The organism is Thioclava electrotropha (assembly GCF_002085925.2).
GTDB classification, from domain to species: domain Bacteria; phylum Pseudomonadota; class Alphaproteobacteria; order Rhodobacterales; family Rhodobacteraceae; genus Thioclava; species Thioclava electrotropha.
On sequence record NZ_CP053562.1, the window covers coordinates 3,326,471 to 3,350,670 of the forward strand.

Below are 24,200 nucleotides of genomic sequence, written 5' to 3' on the forward strand. Positions count from 1 at the left end.
CGCCGCCCCCTCCCGCAGACGCCCCCAATGTGCCCAGAGACGCGCCTGAAGCGGATACCGCCCCGGCCGAAGTCGCGTCCAACACGGCCATGAGCATCCGGGATAAGATCGAGATGGGCTCCTGGATCGCCACGATAGCTGCCCTCGTCTTCACCGCCGGGCAAATCTACCAATGGCGCGAGGACCGTAAGGCCGATCTCTCGCTCGAGATGGTGGCTAGGTTTTCCGACCTCGAATATGCAGGCCGCGCACGCCGCCAGCTCGCGCAATTCTGGTGGGAAAATTCCGATGATCTGGCAAAGGTGACTGCCGTCAATGGAGGCATCCCCCCGGCGCAACGGCGGAACTTCCTCGATCTGCTGTTTCAAAGACAACCGGCGCCGCAACGCCAGAAGCAATTCGCGGCGGTATCGGAAATGGCGAATTTCTTCGATCAGGTCGAGCTGTGCATCGCGACCAAACGCTGCGACGCACAGATCGCGACGGACTACTTCTGCGGCTACGCCGCGAATTTCGCCGATCTCTACCAAGGCCCGCTCACCCAAGTGCGCGAGACCTTCGGTACTTCCGGGCTCGGGACCGGCCTGCAGCACTTCGTGGAGGCCCGATGCGACGACTGATCCCTGCCCTCGCCGCGCTGAGCGTCCTCGGCGCCGCCCCACCAGCCCTCGCCGCCGATATAGACTGGGCACCGCCGATCACGAATGAGTTCGTGTTACCTTATATCGGCGTGGATATGGCTACCGGGACCAAGCCGGGCGACAGCTTCGATTTCAAGAACGCGTTGCACATTCATATTAGAGGCGAAATCGCGCCCGGCGACGCAGAGACATTCCGGAACCTGATCACCGACAAGGCTAGCGAGATTTTCGATCCGATTACGGGCGGGGTGAATATGCGCCCCGTCGTCGTCTCTCTCGACAGTGACGGCGGCGATTTCTATGAGGGCCTCAAACTCTCAGACTCGATCCGCGGCTTCGCAACATTCGTCGGCAAGGGCGACAGGTGCCTCTCGGCCTGTGCGATCGCATTTCTGGGCGGCTCTGAGCGGATGCTGCGCGGCTACCCGATGTGGAACGCGCGATACGTTCACACCGAGGGCGTCGTCGGGTTTCACGCGCCGTTCTCGAGCCTCTCGAATACGCTGATGATCCCCGACGGCACGCCGTTTTCGGGCACGCTCGGAAATCAGATCGCCACGCAATTCTACGCGCAGGCTCAGGACGCCATCAACGAACTCACAAAGCGGATGGGGACATGGAATATCGCTCCAGGCTTCGTCTTCGAAATGATCGGCAAGAAATTTCAGAAGGACGACGACAGGCCGCTGGGCGAGCAGTACCTGCTGATCAATTCATATAACCGGCTCGATCAGACCAAGACGACTGTCCTTGCCGATCGCGCCCCGAACCCGGCCAATGTGGACATTCTCGGCGCCATAAACGCCTGTGAATTCCTGGTATTCGCAAATACCGGTCGCCGGGTGATGACTGGCCCGCCAGTATCTTCAGAGGCCATACCCGAGCACGGCCTGATCCGCTTGTGGTCAAGATACTCAAGCTTCGGATATGCGACGGAAGAAGGCCTTAAAACCTCGGGCAATCCCCGCCCAAGGCTGAAGAAGGTGAAAATCGGCCCCCTTACGGCGAATGTTTTACTGCCCGCCGCGGGCGACGACTCCTATTACCTGCAAGCGAAGCTCGCAGGTCCGGGCCGCGTCGACTGCAATGTTTTCAGGGACGCTGACGGCCAATGGTATGTCAAAACCTACAATATCGACATTCATGACAACGATACGTTTCTCACGATGAACGGGACAACAGCCACGCAGCGCGATGTGCTCGACTATAAGGGCCCCTACCCGATCAACGATTTCACCATCCTCGGCCCCGATGGCGTCTGGAACAATTTCCCCGCCATCGAGCCCTCCGAAGAGCTCACGCCGATCCTCGCCCAGTTTCCCGATATCACCGGCCCCAGCTTCGACTGCACCGGCAAGCTCGATCCGGCGGCGGAGGTGATCTGCCTGATCCGCCCGCTCGGCCAGCTCGACGGCGTGCTGGGCAAGCTCTACCCCCGCGCCGTCGCGAAGGACGCAGAGGGCACGAAGCAGAGCCAGCGGCATTGGCTCAAGATTCGCGACCGCGCCTGTCGTCCGGGCGGGATCGACACGAACGATCCGCTGCAATTCCGCAGCCTCATCGACTGCCTCACATACTTCTACGAGATGCGCCTAAGAGAGCTGGACCAGATCGCCTCGGCCAATTAACCGCCATAGCGGAAATCGCGCACATGGGCGGGCATCTCGACACCGTCGAGGTTGCGCGGATCGGGGATCGGGTCGCCCACCTCCATACGGATCGGGATCACCCCGGCCCAGATCGGCAGCGCGTAATCCTCCGCGTCGTCACTCGGCCCGCCCGTGCGGATCTTCGCGGCGCCCTCGGTGATCTCCATCCCCAGCACCGTCGTCGCTTTCAGATCCTGCGCGTGATCGGGGCGCAGCATCTCGTAGCGCCCCGGATAGAGATGGTTCACGAAATTGCCGAGCTTTTGCAGCTTGTCCGCCGGGTCCTCCACCTTGAACGCGGTCCCGTAGAGCATCACCGACCGCGTGTTCAGCGAGTGATGCATCCCGGAGCGTGCCAGCACCAACCCATCGAGGATCGAGACCGTCAGGCAAACCTCGGCCTGCGTCTCGCTGCGCAACGCGCGGCTCGCGGAGGAGCCGTGCCAATAGACGTGATTGCCCTCGCGCCATTGCATCGTCGGCGTCACGTAAGGCTTGCCGTCGCGGACATAGCCCACATGGCACATCGGCTGCGCATCGAGGATCGCGTTGATCGTCTCGCGGTCGAAATGGCCGCGCTCATGCAGGCGGCGCAGACGGGAACGGTCGGTCACGGGAAGGGGCTCGGTCATGGGGATCTCACTCAAAGCGGGTCTATCTTGTCCCGGCAGCGATACCGCCCTATTGGATAGGAAAACATGTCCAGTTTCGCCAAAATGTACCAGTCCAATCTGAACGCCGCCCTCTTCGGCCTGTCGCTGGATCGCCGCTCCGGCTTGCCGCTGCACGCGCAGCTGACGCAAGCGCTGCGCGAGATGCTGCGCGCCGATCCCGCCGCAGCCGGAGAGCGCCTGCCGCCAAGCCGCGCTCTGGCCGAGGAGCTGTCGGTCTCGCGGATGACGGTGACCACGGCCTATGATCAACTGATCGCCGAGGGTTATCTGAGCACCCGCCCCGGCGGTGGCACCTATGTGGCCGAGGACCTGCCCCATCTCGCACCGCCCGCGCCGCGGGACGCGCCACATTCGGAGCCGCACGCGGCACAGACGTGGCTGCCCTTTCAGCCCGGCCTGCCCGATCAGGCGCTGTTCCCGCACAGACTCTGGGCACGCCACCTCGAAAGGGCATGGCGCAACCCCGATCCCGCGCTTCTCGACCGGCCTGACCCGTTCGGCTGGCCCTCGCTGCGGCAGGCGATCCGCGACCACCTCGCGGCATGGCGCGGCCTCGACTGCGCGACCGAACAGGTGGTGATTACCGGCGGTGCGTGGGACGGGTTCGACCTGATCGCGCGGGCGGCGCTGCCCCCCGGCGCGCTGATGGCGACCGAAGACCCAGGCTGGGCGACGATGGGTCATGTGCTGGCCGCAAGCGGGATCACCGAGCGCCCGGTGCGCATCGACGCCGAGGGGCTCGACCCCGCCGATCTGCCGCCCGAGACCCGCGCGGTCACCATCACCCCATCGCGCCATTTCCCGACCGGGATCGCGATGCCGCTGACGCGCAGGCTGGCGCTGCTTGACTGGGCGCGCGAGCGCGACGCTTTGATCGTCGAGGATGATTACGACAGCGAGTTCCGCTATCGCGGCCAGCCGCTGCCCGCGCTCGCCGGGCTCGATGGATTGCAGCGCGTGATCTATATGGGCAGCTTCTCGAAATTGCTCAGCCCGGCGCTGCGGATCGGCTATCTGGTGTTGCCCGAGCGGCTGATGACCCCGATGCGCGACGCGATTGCGACGACCGGATCACGGGTCTCGATGGTTCCGCAACCGGCGCTGGCGAGCTTCATGGCAAGCGGCGAATTCGCGACCCATCTGCGGCGGATGCGGCGCCATTACGCGAAGCGCCAGCGTCACCTGCTGAGCGAACTGGCGGGGCTGGAGGACTATCTTCAGCTTCAGCCCGACCCGTCGGGAATGCATCTCTGCGCAGGCCTCGGCCCGGCCCTCGCCCCCTTGGGCGACCGTGCGATATCCGAGCGCGCAAAGGCAGAAGGCCTCACGCTGCGGGCGCTATCGTCCCACGCCCGCCTGCCCGACCCGCCACAGGGACTTCTGTTCGGCTATGCCGCCTTCGACGAACGGGCGTTGAGCACCGCCGCAGATACGCTGCGCACCCTGCTAAAGGAACTCTAGCAGATACGCGGCAACTGCTCGCCCACCAGCATATCGACGATGCGCTGACCGCCGAACGCCGTCGTCATTCGCACCTGCTTATGCCCCCCGACCGCACGGCCCACGATCACTGCACCGGACCCTTCGGGGCGCGCGCGCATCGCGGCCAGCGCCGCCTCGGCCTCGGCCTCGGGCACGAAGACCACGAGCCGCCCCTCATTGGCCAGATACAAAGGATCGAGCCCGAGGATCTCGCACATCCCCACGACCTCGGTGCGCAGCGGCAACGCATCCTCCTCAATCTCGATCCCGCAACCCGCAGCCTCCGCAATTTCGTTAAGCGCCGAGGCCAACCCGCCCCGCGTCAGATCCCGCGCGGCTTTCGCGCCCGGCGCCACCGTCAGCACATCCACCATCAGATGCCCCAGAGCAGCGCAATCACTCTCGATCGCGCTCGACAGCGCCAGATCGCCCCGCGCGGCAAGGATCGTCGCGCCGTGATCGCCCAACACCCCGTTCACGATGGCGACGTCTCCGGGCGCGACCCGCCCTGCGGCCATCTCGACCCCGCCGGGGATCACGCCGACGCCCGCCGTCGTGACGAACACCCCGTCACAGGCCCCGCGCCCCACGACCTTGGTATCGCCGGTAACGATCTTCACACCGGCAGCCTCAGCCTCGCGCGCCATCGTCGCCACGATCCGGCGCAGAAGCGCGATCTCGGTGCCTTCCTCGATGATAAAGGCCGCCGAGAGCCAGAGCGGTGTCGCGCCGCCCACCGCCAGATCGTTCACCGTGCCGCAAACCGCAATCTTGCCGATATCGCCGCCCGGAAACTCGATCGGCGTCACCACATAGCTATCGGTCGTAAAGGCCAGCCGCGCGCCGGGCTCGGCCAGCGCCTCGGCCTGCAACCGCGCCTGATCTTCCATGCCGGGCGGCGCGAAGACCGAGGTGAACACCTCCTCGATCAGATCCCGCATCGCCTTGCCGCCGCCGCCATGGGCCAGCGTCACCCGCTCGTCGCGCAAAGCCATTCTACCTACCTTCGCCTTGGTTCAAATATCCCGGGGGAGCGCGCAAGCGCGGGGGCGGAGCCCCCTCCTCCCTCAATTACTGTCGCCCTCCGGCGACGGGGGCAGAGCCCCCCTTACTCCGCCGGCTCGACAGCGCGCGCGCCGCCATATTGCCAATAGGCCGCACAGGCCCCTTCCGAGCTCACCATCAGCGCGCCAAGCGGCATTTCCGGCGTGCAGCCGCGCCCGAATTGCGGACACTCCACCGGCTTCATCCGCCCCGTCATCACCTGCCCGCAGGCGCAGCCCTCGGCCTCTTCGACCTCGCGCCGACCGGCGGCATAGCCGATGCCGAACTTCTCCTCGGCGTCATAGGCTTCGTATTGCGCACGGATGCGCAGCCCCGACTTGTCGATCTCGCCCAAGCCGCGCCATTCAAACGACGGCCGCGTCTCGTAGACATCGTCGATCGCGGCAAGGCTAACCGAATTGCCATGCTCGGGCACGACGCGGGCATATTGGTTCTCAACCTCGGCGCGGCCTTCCGCGATCTGGCGCAGCACCATCAGCACCGATTGCAGCAGATCGAGCGGTTCGAACCCGGCCACCGCAATCGGCTTGCCGTAATCCTGCGCGATAAAGTCATAAGGGTGGATCCCGATCACCATCGAGACATGGCCGGGCCCGATGAAGCCATCGAGGCACATATGCGGATCGTCGAGCAGCGCCTTAATCGGCTCGGGCACGGTGATGTGGTTGCAGAACACGCTGAAATTGCCCAAGCCTTCGCGCGCGGCCTGCTGGATCGCAAGCGCCGTGGACGGGGTCGTGGTTTCGAACCCCAATCCGAAGAACACCACTTCGCGCTCGGGGTTACGGCGCGCCAGTTCCAGCGCGTCGAGCGGCGAATAGACCATGCGGATATCCGCGCCATCGGCCTTCGCCTGCAGCAGCGATTTCTTCGTGCCCGGCACGCGCATCGCATCGCCGAACGTGGTGAAGATCACGCCCAGGCGCTCGGCGATCTCGATGCATTCATCGACACGCGCACGCGGCAGCACGCAGACCGGGCAACCGGGGCCGTGGATGAACTCGATGCCCTCATGGACCAGTTTGTCGAGCCCGTAGCGGAAGATCGAATGGGTATGCCCGCCGCAGACCTCCATGATGTGGACGGGCTTTTCCTTCGTCGCGCCGATCTGATCGGCCACCTTGGCGATCTCGGCCAGCAGCACCTTGGCGGCTTTCGGATCGCGGAATTCGGATGCGAATTTCATCTGCCTCACTCCCCTGCCAGCGCGGCATCGCCCGCGGCCATCTGTTCCAGCGCCTCCTGCGCCTCGCCAAGATCGCGCAGCGCGATCAGCGTCTTTTCGGCCTCGTCCTCGTCAATCAGGCTCATCGCGAAGCCGACATGGATCAGCGCCCATTGCCCTACGAGCCCCTCCAGCGCGCCCTCGGCCACGCAGGCCACGTTCACCTCGCGGCGCACGCCCGACACCTCGGCCATCGCCATCTGGCGCGTCTCATCGGTGATCGCCACGATCTGGCCCGGAATACCCAAACACATCAGTCACTCTCCTCCTCGGTGGCCACCGACGGGTCGGCGATGCCGTAACGATCCAGTTTCGCCCGCAGGCCCACACGCGACAGGCCCAGCTCGGCCGCCGCACGGCTCTTGTTCCAGCGGTTGCGGGTGAGCGTCTCGCGCAGGATGCGCATCTCCATCAGCTCGATCCGGTCCTTCAGCGTGCCTTCGGCGGTCATCACATCCTCGGCGGCGCGATCGGCACCCTCATCCGACGGATCGGCCTGCAGGATGTGGCGCGAGATCAGCTCGGCGCCCAACACATTGTCCTGCGCGAAGATCAGCATCCGCGTGACCTCGTTGGTCAGTTCGCGCAGATTGCCCGGCCAGTCGTAATTTTCCAGAAATTCCAGCGCCGCCGCCTCGAAGCCCATCACCGGCTTGCCGTGGCTCGTCGCGACCTCGGACAGGATCGCCTGCGCCAGCATCGCGACATCTCCGCGCCGCGCGCGCAGCGGCGGGATCGCGATCTCGCCAAGGCTCAGCGCATAGTAAAGATCGGTGCGGAACCGCCCCTCGGCGACGCCTGCGCGCAGATCGCCCGACGCGCCCGCGATCAGCCGCAGATTGGTCGAGACCGCCTCCTGCCCGCCGACCGGCGTCACGGTCCCGTCGCGCAGCATCCGATGCAGCGCGAGTTGCAATGCCGGGCTCGCGCCCTCGATCCCGGCAAGATAGAGCGTGCCGCGATCGGCCTTCTGCGCAAGCCCGATCTTGGCCACGCCGCCGGGCAACACGCCGCGCTTGGCGCCGAACAGCTCGACCATCGCGAGATCTTCCGGCATGCCGGAAATGTTCAATTCGTAGAACGGCTTCTCCGAGCGCAGCGAGCCGTAATGCATCGCACGGGCCATCTGCGTCTTGCCCGTGCCCGGCTCACCCGTCATCAGCACCGGCACGTCGAAGCTGGCATATTGCCGCGCGAGAGTGACCGCCGCGTTCATCGCGGAATTGGGCGCGCGCAGGATCGTCTCGAACCCCATCCCCTCGCGCAAAGACCGACGCCGCTTCTCGACCCGCGTCTCGGTGGTCGAGTTGAGGAACCGCATCTCCAGCGTCAGCCGCTCGTTCTCGCGCGACAGCTGGAACATCCGCGCGGCATTGCGCGCCACGGCCAGAAGCTGCTCGGGATGCCAGGGCTTGGCGATAAACTGGTGAATGCCCGCATCGTTGATCGCGGCCACCATCGAGGCGCTGTCGGTATAGCCGGTGATGACGATGCGCACGGTTTCCGGCCAGCGCTCGCGCACCTCGGTGAGGAAATCGACCCCCGAGCGGCCGGGCATGCGCTGATCGCAGAAGATCACCTGCACCCATTCCTCTTCGAGCACCGCCATCGCCTCTTCGGCCCCCGGCGCGGTGAGGATCTCGAACTCGTCCTCGAGCGCCATTTTCATCGCCTGAAGCGAATGGGGCTCGTCATCGACGAGGAGGATGGCCGGAGTCGAGCCGGTCATGACCCGGCCTTCCCGTCGAGCCCGGCGCGAAGCCAATCGAGCCAGCCCTGCATCCCCTCGCCCGTGCGGGCGGAGACGCGCAGCACCTCGATTTCCGGGTTCACGCGCTTGATATTCGCCTCGTAGAGATCGAGATCGACATCGCAATAGGGCGCGAGATCGGTCTTGTTGAGGATCGCAAGACCGGCGGCGGCGAACATGTCCGGGTATTTCAGCGGCTTGTCCTCGCCCTCAGTGACCGACAGGATCGCGACCTTCGCGTCCTCGCCCAGATCGAAGGCGGCGGGGCAGACGAGGTTACCGACATTCTCGATGAACAGCAGTGACCCTTCGGGCAGCGCCAGACGGTCGAGCGCGGTTTCCACCATGCGCCCGTCGAGGTGGCAACCCTTGCCGGTGTTCACCTGAATGGCTTTCGCGCCTGTCGCGCGGATGCGGTCCGCGTCATTGGTGGTCTGCTGGTCGCCCTCGATGACGGCGAGCGGCGCATCGCCCAGCATCTCGATCGTGCGGCACAGAAGCGTGGTCTTGCCCGAACCGGGAGAGGAGACGAGGTTGGTCGCGAAGATACCCTTCTGCGCCAGTCGCGCTCGGTTCTTCGCGGCGAAATCATTGTTTTTCGAAAGGATATCGGTCTCGATCTCGATCAGACGTTCCTGGCTCATACCCGGCACTTCGGTGCCTGCCGCCCCAAGGCCGATATGGATATCGCCGTGATCGTGGTGGTGATGGTGGGGGGCATGATCGTGAGACTGATGGCCCTGCCCGGGTGCCGGAGCTCCTTGCGCCAGCACTGCGAGAGGCGCCGCTTTCGGCGCAGCCTGACCGCTCTTTTCCAGATGGGCGCGGAACTGATCCTCCACGCTATGTCCGCTGCATCCGCACACCGTGCACATCAGAGCACCTCCATATCCTTGATCCGCATCTCCTCGCCGCCCTGCGCCAGCAATTTGCCGCCGCCGCAGTTCGGGCAAGGGTCCAGTCGATGTTCGATTTCCACAGTCTCCGCGCAATCATAGCAGAGCGCTTTGCCGGGAATGTCGATAATCTGCAATTCCGCGCCTTCCGCGGGCGAGCCGCGCATCACCACGTCGAAGGCGAATTCCAGCGCGTGTTTCTCGACGCCTGCGAAGCGCCCGATTTCGAGCCGCAGCGTGGTCACGCGCGAAAAGCTGTTGGCCTTGGCCGCATCCTCGATCACGCCGCGGATGCCTTCGGCGATCGACATCTCATGCATCGGCGACCTCCCGCATCAGAACTGGCACGCAGGGATCGAGTATGTCCACTACCAAGCTCGCCAAAGACGCTTTCTCTGCGGGCAGGGTCTCCAAGCTGCGCTGCAACATCCCGCCGGGCACGGTCAGATGGTCGGTCGGCGTGATCCGCGTGAGCGCGCTCACACGACCGCCGCTCAGTCTGACCTGCAAGGTATAGGCGCCACGCGCCGCCGCGACCGAGGCCACGCACGGCGCGACCCGGCGCGCGGGCGGCGCATCGAAGCACAGCCGATCCAGATCGACCACGCGCCCCAGCGCCCGCCAGAGCGGTCCGCGGCCGTAGCGCGCTTCGGCCTGACGCATCAGATCCGCATCGCGCACCCGCCCGGCGGCGGAATTCTCCTGCGGCACCATCGACAAAGGCTGCGACAGGTCGGGCAGATCGGCCACCGCCTCACCCGGCGCGAAGCGCTCCGCGATCGCGGCCAGAAGCGGACTGATCCCAGCACCGGAACTCAGCCAATCCGCCAGCCGCGCGGGCCGCGCACCGCCCCAGATCCAGCGCTGCAGCGCCTCGCCGCCCTTCGACCAATCCGAAGGCAGCGGCATCGGGTCGTGACCGATCAGCGCGGGCCAACGCAGGCATAGCTTGGAGAGATGGTCGCGCAAAATCTCGCGCCGCGGGTCGCATCCTGCGGTCTCCAGCCCCGTCGCGAGCCGCACCGCGAGGCCCTGCGCCATGCCGCACAGGTTAAACAAGCGGGGCATCAGTTCCGCCACCTCTTCGGGGGTCTTGCCCAGCATCATCGCCTCGACCGGGCTCGGCGCGGGCAGCGCAAGCACCGCCTTCAGCCGAGCGCCGTCGCGCGCAATGGTTATGCCGAGCGTCTGGTTCATTCCGCGTCATCCGCCGCGTCGCGCGGCGCATCCTCGGCCAGACCGGCCGAGATCAGCTTGCGCCGGGTCGGTTGCGCCATCTCCTCGACGCGCGCATCTTCCGCCGCCTGCGCAGCCTCCGCCTCCTCGACCGCGGCAAGCTCGGCCTCGCGACCGGCGCGGATTTCGGATTTGCGATCCGTCTCGGCGCGGTTCTCGTCCTTGAACAGTTCCATCATGATCGCGCGGGCGACATCGGTCGCCTGCATCTGCGTCTGGAAATCGCCCATCGGCGAAAAGAGCGAGCACGCTTTGTAGCCGCCGCCCATCTCGCGGACGTTATGGATGAACTCATAGGTGCCGGACGGGAAGTCGATGTTTTCCTTGGCGCCGGGGACCAGCGCCGACCAGTCCTCGCCCTCGCGCGGCAACATGATCAGGTTCATGAACCACGGGCTGACAAGCACACCGAGCCCGCGCCCCTCATGGGAAACGAAACCCACCGGCTCGACCGAGAGCGCCTTGTTCACCAAGGGCACGTCGCGCATTTTCGAATGCCAGACCTCGCGGAAATCGGCGGTGAGCTTGGCCACCTGTTCCTCGATCCGGCGCGCCTCCAGCATCGCGGGCGCGCCCGGATCGGTCTGCACCATGAACTGCTCTTTCGGCGCGTCGCAATTGGGGCAATGCCAGTCCTCGGGCAGCATCGAGAACGGCGTGCCGGGCAGGACCTGGCGGAAATCGTCGCCCTCCGCCGGATCGTAAGGCGTCCAGCAGATTTTGCATTCCATGATCGCCTGATCGGAAATCCGATCATTGGCGCCCATGTAGCTTCCCTCGAACCCCGCAACGCTCATCGGATCGCCTCCAGCACTTCGACGATCCGCTCGGCGGAGTCGGCGAGATCCTCTTTCGCGGCGATCGCCACCTCGGGCATCGTGGTGACCTCGAACGTGTCGAGGATCAGCGTGTCCATCGAGTTGAAGAACTGCACCCGCCAGACATGGGGCAACGCGGTCGCGGTGACGCGGCAATTGCCGTAGCCCCGCGACAGGATCGTCACCGCGCCTTCGCCCGTCGTCGCATCGAGCCAGAGGAGGTCTTCCTCGGTATGGGGCAGCAGGGTCAGGTTCACCACATGCGGCTCGCCGCCCATGAAGCTGCCCGATTTATCCTCCAGTTCGGCCATCAGCGCCGGGGCGTTGACGACGCCCGGACCGCGCGGGTGGGTCTTGCCTTCGGCCTTGCGGAACGGCTCGAAGGCGCGGCTCAGCGCCGCCGAGGGGACCGGACCGACCTCGATCTTGTCGACGCCCGACCCTGCGATCATCCAGACGCCCGCGAAGACCGACTCCTGCACCGCCAGCGCCGGGATGCCGCGGATCTTCATCGCGACCTCGCCCTGCCCCATCGTCTCTGCGATGAGCGCGCGGTTCTCGGCGTCGAGATGGCTCAGATCGAAGCTCGCCATGCCGCCTTGCGCCGCCGCCTCGCAGGCCTTCGCCACATCGGCGAGCGTCTTGAGCGCGGGCGTCACGCTGGACGGGTCGTCGATGTCGGGCATATGCGCCGAATAGGTGCGCATACCGGAGGGCAGCTTCATATATTCGAGCTGCGCATCCTCGTCTTCGGGTTGCGAGCCGGGACCGAAGCCCATGGGCGGAAGGTGGAAATTGGAAACCATCGTCTCAGCCTTTCGCGGTCAGGATATGGGAGGTGCGGGCGACGTAATCGTCCCAGTCGCGGATCTTCTCGATCGCGCCGAGAAACTCACCCTCGCGGTAGAACAGGAAACCGGGGGCTTTCAGCGCGCGGGTCTGCTGGCGCAGCTCGGTCTCGATCGCATCGCCCACCACCGCGCAGTCGAAGGCGTGCTGGAAGGCCATACGGATTTCCGGCAACACCACGGCGGCATCGGGGGTCTCGAGGTTGCGCTTGGCATCGCCCGGAATGAACAGGCAATGCGCCCCGGGACGCGCGGTGAACTCGGCCACATCGGACATGTTCGCCAGAAGCGGATAGCCCATCTCGTCGATCAGGCGGGTCACCAGCGGGTGCATCGCGCCCGAGGGCGCAGCCGTATCGGGCATTGCGAAATCGTGCATGTGTCTCTCCTCAGGCAGTCGTTTTGCCGGCATCGCGCGCGGCTTGCAGATGGGGCGGCAGTTGCGGTTCGCGGGCGTCGAGATCGGCGAAAGCATCGCCCAGATCGCCGCCCTGCATCAGGGCCCGCAACCCGCCAAGCGCGGCCGCGATCTTGGTCGCCTCGTCCTCGGTGATCACCTCGCGAGAAGCCCCGAGAAAGGCCAGAAGCCAGTCGCCGGGCTTGGCGTCAGGCGTCAGCGACAGGTCGATGATGCCGGGCTGCCCCTCTTCGAGAACCTCGCCGCGGATACCATCAACCGCCACCAGTTGAACCGGGATTCCGACGCACATCAGGCGCGGACCTTCTCGGCGCCGGGGAAGAAGCGGTGATCGCCCATCCGGCAGGCCTCGCCCTCGGTCGGGCGGCCCCCTTCGTAAGCGCCGCGACGGATCGAGGCATCGGCGAGGTCATCGGCCTGCGTCACGCCTGCCGCGACCGAAATGCCCCAGCGCGCCAGTTCGGCTTCGCATTCGCGGATCGCGGGCTCGATCTGAGCGGCGACCGCGGGGCGCAGGCCTCCGCCATAATCCTCCAGCTCGACCGGCTGGCAGCCGATCAGCGTCAACTTCGCCGGGCAGCGGTTCATCAGCTGTGCGGTGGCGATCACGTCCTGAAAGCCGGTCTGGTGCAGGCTCATTTTCTTAGCGCCCATGAAGGCGGGCACGTCGTCGTCGCGCAGCACCCGCATCTCACCCGGCTCCAGCCCGAAATCGATCGCATCGAAGACGATCAGCGCATCGGCCTCTTCAAGAAACGGCAGCAGATACAGGCCCTGCGTGCCGCCATCCAGGAGCTTGACGTTGTCCGGCACGGCGCGGGTCTCGGCCATCACCTCGACGCAGCGCACGCCGAAGCCCTCATCCGCCCAAAGAACGTTCCCGATACCCAGAACGAGCACCCGGTCCGGCGCAAAATCCGACATGATTTCCTCCCTCTCCCCGAGGCGGCAAGCGCGTTGCCATCCTCGCCTCGAATCGACAATAGGCTTTGCAGAGGGGCGGGTTTCACGGAAATCGCGCGGAACTGCGACAATCTGTCTAGCCATTGTTTTTACGAAATTTTCTTTGGAACTACGCCACTATCAAAGCCACCAATGTGGAAACTATATTTCCACCTAAGCGAATTTTTCGCAATGCAATCTTCCACCGGCAGCGCAACGCTGGAAACAGCTCGAATCCGCGCCAGAATGCAGAACGGGCGCGGATTGCCCCGCGCCCGTTCGCCCTACCACCGCACGAACCGTTACTCGATACGATCGTCCTTAAACGTCCGGTGGCCGGAGATCATCGTGGAGACCATCGACTGACGGCTCATGATGTCCTCGCGGATCGCCGCGTAGATGTGCACGATCATGAAGATCACGATGGCCCACATTCCCAGATGGTGCAGCGTGTGCAGCCTCTGTGAGTTCTGCACGAGGCCAAGCACCCAGCCCATCAGCGTATCGGGCAAAGAGCCCTGCCCCGCGCCTTCCGCGTAGAGCGCCCAGCCGGTGATCAGCATGAAGGTGATCCCGAGCGTCATGAAGAAGAACATCGCAAGCTGTGCCAACGGGTTGTGGCCGACGTATTTCTTCGGCGTCTTTTCGAGGAACGCATACCAGCGCAGCTCGTGCCCCAGCTCTTTCCACCAGCGCTTGCGCCAGACCGGCACGTAGAACAGCTGGCGGGCGTGGTGATTGCCCACGAAGGCCCAGTAGATGCGCCCAAAGAAGATCACCGTCAGGACCTGCGCCGCCGCGAAATGGCCGAAGCGGATATAGCCCATGACGAATTGCTCGGTCGCTTCGCCGATCTGCAGCGACGGCAGGGGCGCGCCGATCAGGAAACCGGTCACGATCAGCACCGTGATCATCAGCGCATTGAGCCAGTGCCAGAGGCGCACGGGCGCCTCGTAGACATAGACGGAGGTCCGGCGGCGGATCGAGTCGAGATCCTCCTCGGTCGCGTCGCCGGTCAGGCGGGAGGCCTCGAAGGCCCCTGTCGCCTTGGGGTTTGGCGTGTGGATCGTGTCCTCCATCGCCCTTACTCCTTGCGGATGCGCTTGACGGCGCGGGCGATTTCGACGGCCACATAGGCCAGGGCGATCGCGCCGGCCGCCATCGCGACATGGGCGATGGTATGCCCTTCCGCGCCGGGGGCCACCGCGTGGCCCGGATGGGCCAGCGCAGGACCTGCGATCATGCTGAAAGCAAATGCGAGTTTCTTCATGATTTCCTCCTCCCTCAGCGCACCTTGACGGTGGTGAGCTCTTCGCCGTCGGGCGACATCACATGGGTCGAACAGGCAAGGCACGGATCGAAGCTGTGCAGGGTGCGCAGGATTTCGACCGGTTCTTCGGGACGCTCCACCTTGGTGTTCATCAGCGACGCCTCGAAGGCCCCGATATTGCCCTGCGTGTCACGGGGCGAACCGTTCCAGGTAGTGGGCACGACGCATTGGTAGTTCTCGATGCGCCCGTCCTTGATCTTGACCCAATGCCCCAGCGCGCCGCGCGGAGCCTCGGTCATGCCGACGCCCTTGGCCTCTTTCGGCCAGCTCGACGGATCCCATTTCTCGACATTGGCGGTGCTTTCGTCGCCATTCTTGATATTGGTCATCATCTTGTCGAAGAAATGCCGCTGCAGACGCGAGCAATACTCGGATTCCAGCGCCCGTGCCGCGGTCCGGCCCAGCGTCGAGAAGACCGCATTGAACGGCAGGTCCATCTTGCGCAGCAGACCGTCGACCTGGTTCTTGATATCCTCGTGACCCTTGGCGTAGCCCACGACGTAACGCGCGAGCGGCCCGACCTCCATCGCGTGCCCCTTCCAGCGCGGGGCCTTGATCCAGCTGTATTTCGCAGCCTCGTCAAGCTCGATGATATTGGTCCGCGTGCCTTTGGCGTTCGGCCCGAGCTCGTATTGCGGCTCGGTCACGCCATCCCACGGGTGCAGGCCCTTGCCGGGCTCGCCGTAGGTGTACCAGGAGTGATCGACGAATTCCTGCACCTGCTCGGGGTCGCGCGGATCGACGTCATGCACCTCGTTGAGGTTACCGTTGATAATCGCGCCACGCGGAAGGTGAAGCTGCTCGGGCGAGAAGTCGTTCGGGTTCTCCGGAATATCGCCATAGGCGAGGCAAGCCTGCGACGACAGACCACCGCCATAGAGCCAGTTCTTGTAGAAGCCGCCGATCGCGATCACGTCCGGAATGTAGACGTTCTCGTTGAACTCCTGACACTTGTCGATGATCGACGAGACAAGGTTCAGCCGCTCCATGTTGATCGCACCGACCGAGCCGACGCCGTCGATATTGATCGGGCACGGCACGCCGCCCACCAGCCAGTTCGGGTGCGGGTTCTTGCCCCCGAAGATGGTGTGGACCTTGACGATTTCCTTCTGAAGATCGAGCGCCTCCAGATAGTGCGTCGTCGCCATCAGGTCCGCTTCCGGCGGAAGCAGATAAGCCGGGTTATCCCAATAGCCGTTTTTGAACAGCCCGAGCTGTCCGCTTTCGACGAATTTCTTGAGACGGTTCTGCACGTCCCGGAAATAGCCTGGGGAGGAGAGCGGATGGCTCGGGCTGACCTTCTGCTGCAGCTCCGAAGTCGCCTTCGGGTCCGCGCGCAGAGCGTTGACCGGGTTGACCCAATCGAGCGCGTGCAGGTGATAGAAATGCACGATGTGGTCATGGATCTGCAGCGCGAGCTGCATCATGTTCCGGATCGAGTTCGCATTGTCGGGGATCTGGATTCCCAGCGCATCTTCCACCGCGCGGACCGAGGTCAGCGCATGGGTGCCGGTGCAGACGCCGCAGATCCGCTCGGTGAAGGCCCAGGCGTCGCGCGGATCGCGGCCCTTCAGGATCACTTCCAGCCCGCGCCACATCGTGCCAGTCGAGACCGCGTTGGTGATCATGTTGTTTTCATCCACATTCACTTCGCAGCGCATGTGACCTTCGATCCGGGTCACCGGGTCGACAACGACCCGCTTGCCCGAATTGTCCATCGTGTAGCCGTTCGGCGTGTTGAGAACCGACATGGATTACGCCTCCTCGTTCTTCTTCTGGGCGCGTTTGAGCGCGGAGACGGCAGCGTGAACTGCCACCGCACCGCCGACGACGGCCGCCGTGGTGCCGCCGACCACATCGGCATTCGCTTCGATCCCGAATTGCTTGATGTTGGTGAGCCGGTCGTAGAAGGAGCCCTGATCCCAGAACCCGTCCTCGGAACAACCAATACAGCCGTGACCCGACTGGATCGGGAAGCTGACACCCTCGTTCCAGCGCACGGTCGAGCACGCGTTGTAGGTGGTCGGCCCTTTGCAGCCCATCTTGTAGAGGCAATAGCCCTTGCGCGCGTTCTCGTCGTCCCAGGTCTCGACGAACTGACCAGCGTCGAAATGCGGACGGCGGTAGCACTTGTCGTGGATACGCTGCGAATAGAACATCTGCGGGCGGCCCTGCCGGTCCAGCTCGGGCATCCGGTCGAAGGTCAGCATGTAGGTGATCACGCCGGTCATCACCTCGGCGATGGGCGGGCAGCCCGGCACCTTGATGATCGGCTTGTCGGTGATGACCTTGTGCACCGGGGTGGCGCGCGTCGGGTTCGGGGCGGCAGCCTGCACGCAGCCATAGGAGGCGCAGGCGCCCCAGGAGATAATGGCTTTCGCATGCTCGGCAGCGTGGCGGAGTTGGTCCACGAAGGGCTTGCCGCCCACGATGCAGTACATCCCGTCTTCGTTGAGCGGCGGATTGCCCTCCACGGCGAGGATGTAATTCCCTTTGTACTTGTCGATCGTGTCCTGCAGCGCGGCTTCCGCCTGCGCGCCCGCCGCCGCCATCAGCGTGTCGTCATAGTCGAGCGAAATCATCGAGAGCACGACATCCTTGGCCAGCGGGTGGGCCGAGCGGATGAAGCTTTCCGAACAACAGGTACATTCGAGCCCGTGCACCCAGATCACCGGGGTGCGCGGCTTGGTTTCCATCGCATGGGCGATCTTGGGCACATAGGCCGGGCCGAGACCCAGCGCCGCCGCCGTCAGCGAGCAATATTTCATGAAGCTGCGGCGGGTAATCCCCTGCCGACGCATCACGTCGTAAAAGGTTTCGATCGCAGGCAAAGTGTCCCTCCCTCTGTGATCCCGATGACCGGATTCTCCCTCCTCCCGAGGGGAATACGCATGTGTGGTCTCAGGATTGGCAGGTCGGGTCCGCGAACAGAACGAAATAATGACAGGATGTCGCAGGCGCGAATTCCTGTTTGTTTCCGATATGTTGCCAGTCAAAACCCCGGTGCGGCGCGGGGCTGCACTGGTACGTCAGTGACCAGCTTTCCGGGATTCCGGTCAGTCTCTTTCCGACTGCGCCGCAGCAATCACCGCCTGCCCCAGCGCCAGCGAGCCGTCATTCGCCGGCAGCGTGCGATGGCTCAGCACCGGCAGGTCGCCCAGCGCGGCGCAGGTGAGCCGATGCAACAGCGCGTTCTGATACACGCCACCGGTGAGCGCCACGGCTTTCGCGTCTCCGCTTTCGATCAGCGACCGCGCCCGGCGGGCAAAGCCCTGCGCCAGCGCCGCATGGAACCGCAGCGCGATGGTCTCAGGCGCGACCCCGGCCTCCAGATCGGCGGCGAGCGCCTGAAAAAACGGTGCGGTCTTGAGCAAGTCGCCCGCATCCGAGAACGCATAGGCCCCGGCCTCCGCTAACTCCCCGTGGGCCAACGCACGCGACGCCAGCGCCTCGAGCCGCATCGCGGCCTCGCCCTCATAACTCTGCCGCATCGGGCAAATCCCGAGGCAGGCCGCCACCGCATCGAAGAGCCGCCCCGCCGACGACGACAGCGGCGCGTTGATCCCCTTCGCCGCCGCCTGACGCGCAAGATCGCGCGGGGCCTCGGGGAACAGGCTATCGGCCAGCCCCTCCAGCCCCGCCGCATCGAGCCGCACCAGCGCGTTGCGCCACGGCTCTGCCTGCGCCCGGTCGCCACCGATCAGCGGCGCGGGCTCAAGCCAGCCGCGCCGCGCGAACCCATGATAATCGCCCAGCAACAACTCGCCGCCCCACACCGTGCCATCGGGGCCCAAGCCGAGCCCATCGAGCACGATCCCCGCGACCTTGCCGCCCTCCAGCGGCCAACCGTTCTCGGCCATGCAGGCCGCGAGATGCGCGTGGTGATGCTGCACCTCGACCAGCCGCAACCCGTCGCGCGCAGCCCGTTCGGCCCCGTGGCGCGAGGCCCGGAAATCGGGGTGCAGATCGACCGCCACGACTTCGGGGCGATGATCGAACAGCGCCGCATAATCCGCATCGGCCTGCTCGAACGCCTCCCATGTCAGCGCCTCGTCCAGCTCGCCCAGATGATGGCCCAACAGCGCCTGCCCGTTCTTGATCAGGCAGATCGCGGCCTTCATCTGCCCGCAATAGCCCACGACCTGCGGCGCGCCCTCGAACCCTTCGGGCAGCGGCAAGGTGCCCGGCACCTGCCCCCGCGCGCGGCGCAGCACCATCGGCGGATCGGCCCGCACGACGCTGTCATCGAGCCGCCGCGCAATGTCGCGGTCATGCATCAGGAAGGCATCGACGAAGCCAGCTAGCTTCTCCCGAGCCTCACCGTTTCCGATCACCTGCGGCTCGCCCGAGAGATTGCCCGAGGTCATCACCAGAGGACCTTTCCCCCATTCGCGCAGCAGCAGATGATGCAGCGGCGTATAGGGCAGCATCCAGCCGAGGCTGTCCTGCCCGGGCGCCACCGCCTCCGGCAACGCCTCCCCCGCCTTTTGCAACAAAACGATCGGCGCCGCAGGATCGCGCAGCAATTCCACCTCGGCTTCCGAAACTTGGGCATAGCGGCGGATCGTCTCGATCTCGCCCATCAGCGCGAAGGGCTTGGCGGGTCTGCGCTTGCGCTCCCGCAAAAGCGCCACGGCCTCCGCATTCGTCGCATCGCAGGCGAGATGAAACCCGCCCAAGCCCTTCACCGCGACGATGCCCGCGCCCTGCAAAACCGCTCCGACCTCTTCGGCAGGACGCTCTTCCCCGTCCACCTCCAGCCACACCCGCGGCCCGCACTCGGGACAGGCGATCGGCTGCGCGTGAAAACGTCGATCCGCCGGGTTCTCATATTCCGCGCGACAGGCCGGACACATCTCGAAGGGTGCCATCGTCGTCTGCGCCCGGTCATAGGGCAGCGCGTGCAGGATCGTGAAACGCGGCCCGCAATGGGTGCAGTTGGTGAAGGCGTAGTGCCGCCTGCGCCCGTCGCCCCGGATTTCCGCAAGACAGTCCGGGCAGGTCGCCGCATCCGGCGTCACCCGCGTCTCGGCCCCCGCCCCCTGCGAGGCCACGATCGCGAACCCCTCAGGCGCGGTGTCGAAGACAAACTCCGACACCTCCACCGCATCGACCCGCGCAAGCGGCGGTGCCTCATCCGAGATCGCCTCGGCCAAACCGTCCAAAGCCCCCGCCACCCGGATCAGCACGCCCTCGGGATCGTTGAGCACATGGCCCGAAAGCCCGCGCTCCTGCGCAAGCCGCCAGATGAAGGGACGGAACCCCACCCCCTGCACCTGCCCGCGCACCCTGATCTCGAAACCCTGCATCTTCCTCTTGGCTCAAATATCCCGGGGGTTTGGGGCAGAGCCCCCATTTTCGTCGACGTTTCTCGCCCTCCGGCAACGGCAGGGACAGAGCCCCAACTTACTCAATGCACCGTGCAGACCATGCAGGGATCGAAACTGCGCACGATATGCTGCACCGAGACCGGCGTGGTCTCGCCCTCGCCGACCGGCGCGCCGACCAGCGCAGCCTCCAGCGGTCCCGGCACACCCTCCGCGTCGCGCGGGCTGAAATTCCACGTCGTCGGCGCGATGATCTGATAGGAGGCGATGCGCCCGTCCTCGATCCGTAGCCAATGCCCCAGCGCGCCGCGCGCGGCCTCGACCAGCCCCGCACCCTGCCCTGCCTCGGGCAGATCGCCTTGCACCATGAACGCAGCCCCCGGGTCGATGCCTTTCGCAAGCCCCTCCATGAAGGCTTGCGTCCGCGCCAGTTCCAAGAGCCGCCCTGCAACCCGCGCCAGAACGCCGCCGCCCGCCAGCGCACGCGCCAGCGGATGCCCGTCCACGACCTGCCGCGCGAGCGCGCCGGTCTCCACCGTCTGACCGTTCAGCCGCGGCGCCTTGCACCAGCTATAGGCGGCGTCGCGCATCGCCTCATCGGGCCGTGTCTCGCCCTGCCAGGGATGGGCCTGCGCCCCCAGCATCCACGCATGGCTCAGGTCTTCCGTGATCGCGCCGAAATCGACCGCGCCCAAGGACCCGTCCCACAGCCCACGCCCAAAGCCATAGCCTTCGGCCAGCGGATAGGCTCCGAAGCTCATATACCGGCCCGAGCCGCGACCGAGCCGGTCCAGATCCAGATCGGCCGCGATGCGCAGGAACAGCCCCGCATCGCCCGCCTCCCACGCCATCAGCTGATCGACGGTTTCGATCGCACAGAAGGCTTCCAGCGACCCGCCGAAAACCACCTCCTCCAGATACCGCCGGAAAGCGCGCAACGTCGTCTCGATGCGCACCTTGTCGCGCGATCCCGGCGCGCGGGTCACGCCGCCCGGCTGGATTGCGAGCGTATGGGGCCATTTGCCCGCCATCAGCCCGAGGATATGCATCAGCTCGGCGCGTGCCGCGACCGCCGCGCGCTGCGCGCCGCCCTCGGCGGGGGTGAAGCGCGACACCGCCCGGTCAAACCACGGTTTTCCTGCATACACGGGGCGGATGAAATCGGGCATGAAGAACAGGTTGAAATGGAACAGGTGGTCCGAGACATTCTCGACCGCATGGATCAGCGCCGCCATACCCGCGCCCTGCGGCGTGGGCTCCAGCCCCATGGCCGCGCCCAGCGCGCGCGCCGCCGCCGCGGACTGGCTGATCGAGCAGATGCCGCAGATCCGCGGCGTGATCGTCAGCGCATCGCGCGGGTCTTTGCCTTCCAGCATCCGCTCGAACCCGCGATAGAGCGGCGAGTTCACGCGCGCCTCGGCCACCGCCCCACCGGCGAGATCGAGATGCACTTCCAGATCGCCCTCGACCCGGTTGAACGGGCCCACAACGAGGCGCGGCGTCTCTGTCATCTGCGTCCTTTCGGCTTGCGGATCGTCGGCGTCACCTCGACCCGGTCGGCGACCGCGTTCTTCGCGATCCGCTCGGGCGTCGCCGCTTTCGACAGCGAGGCGAGCGCCATGAACCACGCTTTGGGCATATCGGTCGGAAGGCCCACCGGGATGCCTGCGATCTTCGGCGTCTCGGTGAAGGAATGGCGCGGTTCCTCGAACTCAGGCGCAGTGCAGTTGATGCAGGGGTATCCGCCCGAGGTGCATGACCCGTCGCCGTTCCACGGCCGGATGTTACAATCGCCCACGGCCTGCGTGCCGATGCAGCCCAAGTTCTCCATCATGCAACCGATATCGGACAGCTCCACCGCCGAGGCCTTGTATTCGTAGAACTCGTTTTTCGAGCAACCGTGATGGACGAGGTGCTTGGCGTAGAACAGCGGCCGCCCGAAAGCGTCGAGGTCTTCCGCCCCGAGCGCGCCTTCATTCAGCAGCAAAAGCGTCTCGGTCACCCAGTCGGGATGGGTCGGGCAGCCTGCCACGTTGATCACCGGTAGCCCCGAGATCGAGCGGAATTCAACCGGCAGCGCTCCGCCCGGCAGCGCGCCGTCATATTGTACGCCTACTGCATCGGAGGGGTTGCCGCCCGCCGAGGTCACGCCGCCATAGGTCGCGCAGGTGCCTACCGCGACCACATGGCGGGCTTTCGGCGCGAGGCTCTCCACCCAGTCGAGCATCGAGCGCCCGGTGCCGGACACCATCTGGAACTTGCCCGTCCCACGCGGCCCGCGGGCGATGGAGCCCTCGACGGCCAGCACGTCCAGCGCGATCTCGCCGCTCTCGACCGCCTCGAAAATCGCGCGCACCTCCGCCCCGGTCTCGAGGCTGACGGTCGGGTGCCAGAGGAACTCGATCCCCGCCCCGCCCAGCGTGTCGAAGACATTCGGGGATTCCGCACAAAGGAGCGACATGGTGCAGCCGCCGCAGCCTGCCGCTTGCAGCCAGAGAACCTTCATTCCGCTCCCTCGCCCAGTTCCAGATCGAAGGAGAAACAGGCCCCGCCCAGCGCCGACCCTTTCGGGCAGAGCCGCAGACGCCCACCATGTTCCTCGATGATCTTATGGCTGATCGCGAGGCCCAGCCCCGTGCCCGCCCCCACCGCCTTGGTGGTGAAGAACGGATCGAAGATCGCCTGCGTCAGCTCCTCGGTCACGCCGGGGCCATTGTCGCCAACCGACAGCACCCCGCGCCCCTCCATCACGCGCGCGTCGACCTCGATCCGGCCGGTGCCCTCTTCCAGCCCCGAGAGCGCGTCGATCGCATTTTGCACGAGATTCATCACGACCTGCTGGATATGCCCCTGCCGACCGCGCACCTGCAGCGTCTCCGCGCCGGTGAAGGCGATCTCGACCCCGGCCTTGGAGCCGCGCTGCACCCAGTTCGCCGCCACCCGCGCGGTCTCGACCAGATCGAAGACGACCATCTCGCCAGAGCCTTCGGCACTCAGCCTCCGCAGATCCTCGACGATGTCGCGCACCCGTTCGGCCCCGTCGCGCGCGCCCTCGATGGCCGAACGCAGGTTGCGGATTTCGCGGTCGAGCTTCAGCTCCTCTCGCAGGGCGATCAGCGCCTCGCGATCCGCTCCGGCCTGCACTTTCTCGAAATAGGCCTCGAACTTGCCCGCATAGCGCTCCAACGCATGGGTGTTCGCGTAGACGAAGGAAATCGGGTTGTTCAGCTCATGCGCGACGCCAGCAAGCAGACGGCCCAGCGAGGCCAGCTTCTCGTTGCGCACCAGCTGCGCCTGCGTCGATTTCAGTTCTTCGTGGCTGCGCTCCAGCTCGGAATAGGCTTGGCGCAATTCGCCCAAGGGTCGGCCGGTCAGCACATAGCCCGCGATGCGAGAGCGTTCGTCCATGCGCGGACTGATCGACAGCTCGAGCGGCGCGGGGCCTTCCGGCCCGCTCAGCGCCGCTTCGATCGTCACCGGTTTGCGGGTATTCGCAGCTTCCGCCAACCCGCGATCCAAGGCCTCCACCGAGCGCGCGTCGAACATGCCCGCGAGCTTGCGACCGTGCCACGCGCCGGGCGGCTCGCCCGTCAGGCTCGCGACCGAGGCCGAAGTTTCCAGCACCTCGCCCGAGCGCGAAATCACGATCAGCGCATCCGAAACCGAGGCGAGGATCGACCCGAGGAAAGAGCGCAGATCTTCCAGTTCGTGGTTCTGCTGCTCCAGCCGCTCCTGATAGTCCACCAGATCGGCATAGGTCCGGTCGACCGCCGAGAGCACATCGAACCAGACGTCTTCGCCCTCCCCCTCATCCGCGCCCGGCGCGTGGCGCAACAGCCCGGCCAAGGTCGGGTCCAAGGGGTGCTGGCTATCGGGTGCGGACTCGCGCGACATGACAC

Annotated in this window: 24 protein-coding genes; 3 read left to right on the forward strand and 21 right to left on the reverse strand. The window is 65.5% G+C overall.

Translation table 11 applies throughout. The annotated features are described in order from the left end of the window. The first annotated feature begins 89 nt into the window (after positions 1 to 89). Positions 90 to 620 carry a hypothetical protein gene (locus AKL02_RS15725; protein ID WP_083075927.1) on the forward strand — a complete coding sequence of 177 codons (531 nt, stop codon included), beginning with the start codon at positions 90 to 92 and terminating at the stop codon, positions 618 to 620. Then, on the forward strand, positions 608 to 2,269 hold the full coding sequence (locus AKL02_RS15730; protein ID WP_083075924.1) for a hypothetical protein: 1,662 nt from the start codon (positions 608 to 610) through the stop codon (positions 2,267 to 2,269). Before AKL02_RS15725 ends, AKL02_RS15730 begins: the two co-directional genes overlap by 13 nt. Here AKL02_RS15730 and AKL02_RS15735 read toward each other — a convergent pair. Beyond that, positions 2,266 to 2,922 (reverse strand): pyridoxamine 5'-phosphate oxidase family protein, encoded by a 657-nt coding sequence (locus AKL02_RS15735; protein WP_083075922.1) that lies wholly within the window; start codon positions 2,920 to 2,922, stop codon positions 2,266 to 2,268. The two genes, AKL02_RS15730 and AKL02_RS15735, sit on opposite strands and share 4 nt — an antisense overlap. Before the next feature lie 66 nt (positions 2,923 to 2,988). On the opposite strand from AKL02_RS15735, the gene pdxR reads away from it, so the two are divergent. Beyond that, the gene (pdxR, locus tag AKL02_RS15740; RefSeq protein WP_083075919.1) at positions 2,989 to 4,425 is read left to right on the forward strand and encodes a MocR-like pyridoxine biosynthesis transcription factor PdxR; all 1,437 of its coding nucleotides are present in this window, start codon (positions 2,989 to 2,991) and stop codon (positions 4,423 to 4,425) included. On the opposite strand, the gene hypE is transcribed toward pdxR, so the two are convergent. The 20 genes from hypE to AKL02_RS15840 all read right to left on the reverse strand — a co-directional run bounded on the left by hypE (position 4,422) and on the right by AKL02_RS15840 (position 24,195). After that, positions 4,422 to 5,441 (reverse strand): hydrogenase expression/formation protein HypE, encoded by a 1,020-nt coding sequence (gene hypE / locus AKL02_RS15745; RefSeq protein ID WP_083075917.1) that lies wholly within the window; start codon positions 5,439 to 5,441, stop codon positions 4,422 to 4,424. The genes pdxR and hypE overlap by 4 nt on opposite strands. A gap of 113 nt (positions 5,442 to 5,554) precedes the next feature. Next, a complete protein-coding gene (gene hypD / locus AKL02_RS15750; RefSeq protein ID WP_083075915.1) occupies positions 5,555 to 6,697 on the reverse strand; it encodes a hydrogenase formation protein HypD in 1,143 nt (380 codons plus the stop codon). A 5-nt stretch (positions 6,698 to 6,702) separates the two neighbouring features. Next, a complete protein-coding gene (hypC, locus tag AKL02_RS15755) occupies positions 6,703 to 6,990 on the reverse strand; it encodes a HypC/HybG/HupF family hydrogenase formation chaperone (protein ID WP_078520432.1) in 288 nt (95 codons plus the stop codon). Next, the gene (locus AKL02_RS15760; protein ID WP_083075912.1) at positions 6,990 to 8,465 is read right to left on the reverse strand and encodes a sigma-54-dependent transcriptional regulator; all 1,476 of its coding nucleotides are present in this window, start codon (positions 8,463 to 8,465) and stop codon (positions 6,990 to 6,992) included. The genes hypC and AKL02_RS15760 overlap by 1 nt, the downstream gene beginning before the upstream one ends. After that, positions 8,462 to 9,361, reverse strand: a complete 900-nt coding sequence (gene hypB / locus AKL02_RS15765) for a hydrogenase nickel incorporation protein HypB (protein ID WP_083075910.1) — start codon at positions 9,359 to 9,361, stop codon at positions 8,462 to 8,464. Before hypB ends, AKL02_RS15760 begins: the two co-directional genes overlap by 4 nt. After that, a complete protein-coding gene (gene hypA, locus AKL02_RS15770; RefSeq protein WP_078520435.1) occupies positions 9,361 to 9,702 on the reverse strand; it encodes a hydrogenase maturation nickel metallochaperone HypA in 342 nt (113 codons plus the stop codon). The genes hypB and hypA overlap by 1 nt, the downstream gene beginning before the upstream one ends. Further along, entirely contained in the window at positions 9,695 to 10,579 is an 885-nt protein-coding gene (locus AKL02_RS15775) for a hypothetical protein (RefSeq protein WP_083075907.1), read from the reverse strand. The genes hypA and AKL02_RS15775 overlap by 8 nt, the downstream gene beginning before the upstream one ends. Next, a complete protein-coding gene (locus tag AKL02_RS15780) occupies positions 10,576 to 11,415 on the reverse strand; it encodes a [NiFe]-hydrogenase assembly chaperone HybE (protein ID WP_083075904.1) in 840 nt (279 codons plus the stop codon). Before AKL02_RS15780 ends, AKL02_RS15775 begins: the two co-directional genes overlap by 4 nt. Further along, positions 11,412 to 12,242, reverse strand: coding sequence for a hydrogenase expression/formation protein (locus AKL02_RS15785; protein WP_083075901.1), 831 nt, complete (start codon positions 12,240 to 12,242; stop codon positions 11,412 to 11,414). The genes AKL02_RS15780 and AKL02_RS15785 overlap by 4 nt, the downstream gene beginning before the upstream one ends. A gap of 4 nt (positions 12,243 to 12,246) precedes the next feature. Beyond that, complete coding sequence (locus AKL02_RS15790) at positions 12,247 to 12,663, reverse strand: thioredoxin domain-containing protein (protein WP_083075898.1); 417 nt, start codon at positions 12,661 to 12,663, stop codon at positions 12,247 to 12,249. A 10-nt stretch (positions 12,664 to 12,673) separates the two neighbouring features. Next, complete coding sequence (locus AKL02_RS15795; RefSeq protein WP_038145386.1) at positions 12,674 to 12,994, reverse strand: HypC/HybG/HupF family hydrogenase formation chaperone; 321 nt, start codon at positions 12,992 to 12,994, stop codon at positions 12,674 to 12,676. After that, entirely contained in the window at positions 12,994 to 13,626 is a 633-nt protein-coding gene (locus AKL02_RS15800; protein ID WP_038145388.1) for a hydrogenase maturation protease HybD family protein, read from the reverse strand. Before AKL02_RS15800 ends, AKL02_RS15795 begins: the two co-directional genes overlap by 1 nt. A 320-nt stretch (positions 13,627 to 13,946) precedes the next feature. Further along, positions 13,947 to 14,723, reverse strand: coding sequence for a Ni/Fe-hydrogenase, b-type cytochrome subunit (cybH, locus tag AKL02_RS15805; RefSeq protein ID WP_038145390.1), 777 nt, complete (start codon positions 14,721 to 14,723; stop codon positions 13,947 to 13,949). A gap of 5 nt (positions 14,724 to 14,728) precedes the next feature. Next, positions 14,729 to 14,914 (reverse strand): hypothetical protein, encoded by a 186-nt coding sequence (locus AKL02_RS15810; RefSeq protein WP_083075895.1) that lies wholly within the window; start codon positions 14,912 to 14,914, stop codon positions 14,729 to 14,731. Between the two features lie 14 nt (positions 14,915 to 14,928). After that, on the reverse strand, positions 14,929 to 16,725 hold the full coding sequence (locus AKL02_RS15815) for a nickel-dependent hydrogenase large subunit (protein WP_038145393.1): 1,797 nt from the start codon (positions 16,723 to 16,725) through the stop codon (positions 14,929 to 14,931). A gap of 3 nt (positions 16,726 to 16,728) precedes the next feature. Next, the gene (locus AKL02_RS15820) at positions 16,729 to 17,805 is read right to left on the reverse strand and encodes a hydrogenase small subunit (RefSeq protein ID WP_078542014.1); all 1,077 of its coding nucleotides are present in this window, start codon (positions 17,803 to 17,805) and stop codon (positions 16,729 to 16,731) included. Between the two features lie 225 nt (positions 17,806 to 18,030). Then, positions 18,031 to 20,283, reverse strand: a complete 2,253-nt coding sequence (gene hypF, locus AKL02_RS15825) for a carbamoyltransferase HypF (RefSeq protein WP_083075893.1) — start codon at positions 20,281 to 20,283, stop codon at positions 18,031 to 18,033. A 101-nt stretch (positions 20,284 to 20,384) separates the two neighbouring features. Continuing rightward, on the reverse strand, positions 20,385 to 21,812 hold the full coding sequence (locus AKL02_RS15830; protein ID WP_083075890.1) for a nickel-dependent hydrogenase large subunit: 1,428 nt from the start codon (positions 21,810 to 21,812) through the stop codon (positions 20,385 to 20,387). Continuing rightward, entirely contained in the window at positions 21,809 to 22,807 is a 999-nt protein-coding gene (locus tag AKL02_RS15835; RefSeq protein ID WP_083075888.1) for an NADH-quinone oxidoreductase subunit B family protein, read from the reverse strand. The genes AKL02_RS15830 and AKL02_RS15835 overlap by 4 nt, the downstream gene beginning before the upstream one ends. Next, positions 22,804 to 24,195, reverse strand: coding sequence for a sensor histidine kinase (locus AKL02_RS15840; protein WP_083075885.1), 1,392 nt, complete (start codon positions 24,193 to 24,195; stop codon positions 22,804 to 22,806). The genes AKL02_RS15835 and AKL02_RS15840 overlap by 4 nt, the downstream gene beginning before the upstream one ends. Between the last annotated feature and the right edge of the window lie 5 nt (positions 24,196 to 24,200).